Below are 5,191 nucleotides of genomic sequence, written 5' to 3'. Positions count from 1 at the left end.
GTCGTGCTGACCAATAGCTGGTTTTCCGACGCGACCAGCCGCATCGCCTCAGGGCTGCAGGCGATCGTCCTGCCCCCGCCCGCCACCTCCGCGGAGGATCAGGCTGCCCTGCCCCGCGCGCGCCGGCTATACGACCAGTTGCGCCGTGGCACGCTGGACCGGAGCGGCCTGACCGAGAACGCGAACTTCTATTTCACCCCGCGCGCGCAGGCCGATTACCGCACCAGCCTGTCGGCGCTCGGCGAACCCGTTTCCTTTGTCCAGACCGGCCGCACCCGCTTGCGCGGCGGCTTCGTCAACCGCACCTTCCGCGTGACCTATCCGAACCGCACGCTTTCGGTCAGCACCTATGCCGAACCGGACGGCGCACAGCGCTTCGAACAATTCCTGGTGGCACCCGTTCAATGACGACCGACTTCACGCTTCTGCTGCAACCCGATCGCGGCCAATATGCCCGCACCATCACCGCCATCGCACCCGACGGGTTCGAGGCATGGCTGCATGACCAGCCCCAGGCGGTCCGAACCCAGGCCGCCGCGGCGCGTTTCACCGGCAAGGCGGGCACCCATCTGATCGTCACCGGAGAAAGCGACTGGCAGGTCGTCGCCGCCATCGCCGATCCGCATTCCCCCTGGGCGCTCGCCCGGTTGGCGGAAATACTGCCGGAGGGGGTCTATCGTCCCGAGGGGATCGAGGCCGGCCCCGCCGCGCTCGGCTGGCTGCTCGGCCAATATCGTTTCACCCGCTACAAGGCGGGCGAACCGAACGGCCAGCGCGTCCTCCTGACCCGCGACGCCGCGCATATCGAGGAAACGGTGCGCATCGCCACCGCGACGGCGCAGGTCCGCGATCTGGTCAACACCGCCGCCGGCGATCTCGGCCCCGCCGAGCTGGAGCATGAGGTCGCCGAACTCGCCCGTCGGTTCGGCGCGGAGATCGCGGTGACGCAGGGCGAGGCGCTCGCCCGCGACTATCCGATGATCCATGCGGTCGGCCTCGCCGCCACGCCGGAGCGTGCGCCCCGCCTGATCGAGCTTGCCTGGGGCGACCCTGCGCATCCCGGCCTCGCCATCGTCGGCAAGGGCGTGTGCTTCGACACCGGCGGGCTCGATATCAAGCCGTCCGCGGCGATGCGCCTGATGAAGAAGGATATGGGCGGCGCGGCGCATGCCATCGCGCTCGCCTCCCTCGTCATGTCCGCGCGCCTGCCCGTCCGCCTCCACCTGCTCGTCCCCGCCGTCGAGAACGCCGTCTCCGCCGCCGCCTTCCGCCCCGGCGACGTCCTGCGCACCCGCAAAGGCCTGACCGTCGAAAACACCAACACCGATGCGGAAGGCCGCCTGATCCTCGGCGACGCGCTCACCCGCGCCGGCGAACACGCGCCCGATCTGATCCTCGACTTCGCAACGCTGACCGGTGCCGCCCGCGTCGCACTCGGCCCCGATCTGCCGCCGCTCTTCACCGATGACGAGACGCTCGCCGCCGACCTGCTCGCCGCCGGCACGGCGCAGGACGATCCCGTCTGGCGCCTGCCGTTGTGGAACGGTTACGACGACATGCTGAAGTCGGACATCGCCGACATGGTCAACGCCCCCGAAGGCGGCTTTGCCGGCGCGATCACCGCGGCGCTGTTCCTCCGCCGCTTCGTGCCCGAAGGCACCGCCTGGGCACATCTCGACGTCTTCGCGTGGCGCCCGTCCTCCAAGCCCGGCCGCCCCAAGGGGGCCGACGCTTATGCCCTGCGCGCCACCTATGCGATGCTGAAGACGCGATACGGGTGATCATTCCCTCTGCCCTACGGGGAGAGGGAGGGTGAGGGGCCGCCACGAAGCGCAGCACTGCTTGGCAACCCCTCACCCCGGAGGGAAAAGGGAGTTCAAACCCCAGCCGCCGCCTCGATGATCGGCACGAACTTCGCCGCCGTCAGGCTTGCCCCGCCGACCAGCGCGCCGTCGACATCCTCGACCGCCAGGATCGTCGCGGCATTCTCGCCGGTCACCGATCCGCCGTACAGGATGCGCACCCCGTCCGCCGCATCGCCGATCAGCATGCGCAGCTTGGCCCGCGCGATCGCGTGGATCGATCCGATCTCCTCCAGCGTCGGCGTGCGCCCGGTCCCGATCGCCCAGCGCGGCTCGTAGGCGAGCGTGAACCAGCTGCCGTCCGCATTGTCGGGCACCGACTTCTCGATCTGCGCCTGCACCACCCGCTCGGCACGGCCGGCGTTGCGCTCGGCCTCCGTCTCGCCGCAGCACAGGATGACGCTGAGGCCCTGCCGGTGCGCCGCCGCCGCCTTGGCCCAGGCATCCTGGCTCGTCTCGCCCTGGTCTGCCCGCCGCTCGGAATGGCCGACGATGGTGAAGCTCGCGCCCACCTCCGCCACCATTGCCGCCGAAATACAGCCGGTATGCGCGCCGGCATCGCGCTCATGCACATCCTCGGCGCCGATCGCCAGACCGGGCACGCGCGTGGCCGCTGGCCCGATGAGCGTGGCGGGGACAGCCACCGCGACATCGACGCCCTGTGCTGCCTCGGCCGCCGCCGCGATCGCGTCCAGCTCGCCGAGCGCGGTCAGCGACCCGTTCATCTTCCAGTTGCCCGCCACCAGTTTGCGCCGCGTCATCCCCGGATTCCCACTTCATCGTTATACATGTTCAACACCGATAGCGCGTCTGCGTTGCGGCACAAGCTTGATGCTTGCGCGCCCGCCTCTTAAAGCATCACCCGATTTTCTCCTGCCGATCGGTCGTCCATGCTCAGTTTCTTCCGCCGGATCATCAATTCCAAGGCCGGTGTCATCGTCACCTTCATCGTCCTGGGGGTGATCGCGATCGCCTTTGCGGCGGGTGACGTGTCGAACGTCACCAGCATGGGCGGCGGCATCGGCGGCGCGCAGGTCGCGACCGTCGGCGATGCCAAGGTCGGCAATGCCGAGCTGCGTCAGGCGGTCACCACCGAGGTGGAGGCCTATCGCCGCGAGCAGCCGACGCTCGATGTCGCGACCTTCATCGCGCAGGGCGGGCTAGACGGCACGTTGCAGCGGATCGTCAACGGGATGGCGCTGGAGGAATTCGGCCATGATCAAGGCATGATCGTCTCGCGCCGCGCGGTGGACGGCCAGATCGCCTCGATCCCGGCGCTGCGCGGTCCCAATGGCCAGTTCGATCCCACCCTCTACCAGCGCATCCTCGCCGACCGTAAGATGACGGATCAGCAGGTGCGCACCGATATCGCGCGCGAGCTGATCGGCCAGCAGCTTATCGCCCCCACGCAGGGCGCGACGCAGATGCCGCAGCAACTGGCGCTGCCCTATGCCTCGTTGCTGCTCGAAAAGCGCGCGGGCCAGATCGGCTTCATCCCGCTTGCCGCGGTCAGCACCGGCGCCGCGCCGACGCCGGCCGAAATCCAGAGCTTCTACGGCCGTAACCTGTCGCGCTACACCCTGCCGGAGCGTCGCACCGTGCGCTACGCGGTGGTGTCGCCGCAGGCGGTCGCCGCGCGCGTCACTCCGACCGAGGCGGAGATCGCCGCCTATTTCCGCGCCAACCAGTCCACCTATGCCGCCAGCGAGAAGCGCACCGTGACCCAGGTCATCGTCGCCGATCAGGCGGGCGCCAACGCGCTGGCCGCCAAGGTGAAGGGCGGCACCGCGCTGGCGGCCGCCGCCCAGGCTGCCGGGCTGGAGCCCTCCACCCAGCAAGGCGTCGACAAGGCTGCCTATGCCGCGACCACGTCGTCCGCAGTTGCCGATGCGGTCTTCGCCGCACCTCAGGGCGGTGTCGTCGGCCCGATCCGCGGCACGCTCGGCTTCGTGGTCGCACGCGTGGATACAGTCACCCAGGTGCCGGCACGCACGCTGCAACAGGTCCGCGCCGACATCGTCGACACGCTGACCAAGCAGAAGTCGGCCGCCGCGCTCGCCGATCTGCGCAACAAGGTCGAGGATGCCCTGGCCGACAACGCCACCTTTGACGAGGTCATCGGCGACCAGAAGCTGCCGGCACAGGCGCTTCCCGCCGTCACCGCGCAGGGGCTCGCCCCCGACGCCCCGGCCTTCCAGCCCTCCGCCGAACAGCGCGCCATGATCACCGCTGCCTTCACCGCCGAGGACGGCGATGCACCGCAGGTCGTGCCGCTGGGCGAGGATGGCGGCTTCGCCGTCGTCGCCGTCGGTCAGGTCGTGCCCTCCGCGCCCCGCCCGCTGGCGCAGGTGCAGACCGCCGTCCTTGCCGACCTGAAGGCCGATCGCGCCCGCGCCGCGGCGCGCAAGGTGGCGAACGAGGTGCTGGCGCGCGTCAACAAGGGGGCCGCGCTCAGTGCGGCGCTGGGCCAGACCGGCCTCTCGCTCCCCGCCATCCGCCCGATCGCCGCTGCCCGCGCGCAACTGGCGGCGGCACAGCAGACGCCGGCCGCCGCCCCGCTCGCGCTGCTGTTCAGCATGAAGCAGGGCACCACCAAGACGCTGCAATCGCCCGGCGGCGACGGCTGGTACGTCATCAAGCTGGACCGGATCGATCGCGGTGACGCCTCGAACACGCCCGATGCGATCCGCGCCGCGCGGGCCGATATCGGTCGCCTTCAGGGTCGCGAATATGTCGAGCAGTTCGTCCGCGCCATTCGCCAGAATGTCGGCGTGAAGATCGATACCGGCAACGTCGCGGCGGTACGCGGCGAGCTGGTGAACGGGAGCGGCTCCAATAACTGATCCCGTCTCCGCGCTCGCCTCCGGCCGGCCGGCGCTGATCTGGCGCCGGCAGGTCGCGGATACCGAGACGCCGGTCGCCGCCGCGCTCAAGCTGATCGAGCCCGGCCGCGGCGACTTCCTGCTGGAATCGGTGGAGGGCGGCGCGACCCGTGGCCGCCACAGCCTGATCGGCCTCGCCCCCGATCTCGTCTTCCGCGCGCATGGCCAGACCGCCGCGATCAACCGCCACTGGGCCACCGACCGCGACGCGTTCGCGGATTGCCCCCAGGATACGCTGGCGGCGCTCCGCACGCTGGTCGCCGAATGCCGCGCCGACGTGCCGGAGGGTCTGCCCCGCGCGCTGGCCTGCCTCGTCGGTTATTTCGGCTACGAGACGGTCGGGCTGGTCGAGGATCTGCCTCAGCCGGAAAGCGATCCGCTCGGCCTGCCGGACATGATCTTCGTGCGCCCGACCGTCATCCTCGTCTTTGACCGTCTCGCGGATGC

General features: G+C 70.0%; 3 protein-coding genes and 2 pseudogenes. 4 read left to right on the top strand and 1 reads right to left on the bottom strand.

The annotated features are described in order from the left end of the window. Both Q0U08_RS17595 and Q0U08_RS17590 read left to right on the top strand, forming a co-directional pair. Window positions 1-408: pseudogene (locus Q0U08_RS17595) on the top strand (serine hydrolase); the annotation flags it as partial. Further along, entirely contained in the window at window positions 405-1,781 is a 1,377-nt protein-coding gene (locus tag Q0U08_RS17590; RefSeq protein WP_298092930.1) for a M17 family metallopeptidase, read from the top strand. The pseudogene Q0U08_RS17595 and the gene Q0U08_RS17590, both read left to right, overlap by 4 nt. Window positions 1,782-1,876: 95 nt before the next feature. Here the strand turns inward: Q0U08_RS17590 and tpiA are convergent, their stop codons facing one another. Continuing rightward, window positions 1,877-2,623, bottom strand: coding sequence for a triose-phosphate isomerase (gene tpiA, locus Q0U08_RS17585; protein ID WP_298092928.1), 747 nt, complete (start codon window positions 2,621-2,623; stop codon window positions 1,877-1,879). A gap of 129 nt (window positions 2,624-2,752) precedes the next feature. On the opposite strand from tpiA, the gene Q0U08_RS17580 reads away from it, so the two are divergent. Next, entirely contained in the window at window positions 2,753-4,705 is a 1,953-nt protein-coding gene (locus tag Q0U08_RS17580) for a peptidylprolyl isomerase (RefSeq protein WP_298092927.1), read from the top strand. Beyond that, window positions 4,698-5,191 (top strand): annotated as a pseudogene (locus Q0U08_RS17575) (anthranilate synthase component I); the annotation flags it as partial. The gene Q0U08_RS17580 and the pseudogene Q0U08_RS17575, both read left to right, overlap by 8 nt.

The sequence above is a fragment of the uncultured Sphingomonas sp. genome, assembly GCF_946477935.1.
GTDB lineage: Bacteria > Pseudomonadota > Alphaproteobacteria > Sphingomonadales > Sphingomonadaceae > Sphingomonas.
The sequence above is the reverse complement of the archived record's forward strand: the minus strand, read 5'-3'. Positions and strand labels throughout refer to the sequence as shown.

Bases quoted from the DNA above. Each gene is read 5' to 3' on its own strand.
- Q0U08_RS17580 (WP_298092927.1), top strand. From the start codon at position 2,753: ATGCTCAGTTTCTTCCGCCGGATCATCAATTCCAAGGCCGGTGTCATC.
- Q0U08_RS17590 (WP_298092930.1), top strand. From the start codon at position 405: ATGACGACCGACTTCACGCTTCTGCTGCAACCCGATCGCGGCCAATAT.
- tpiA (WP_298092928.1), bottom strand. From the start codon at position 2,623: ATGACGCGGCGCAAACTGGTGGCGGGCAACTGGAAGATGAACGGGTCG.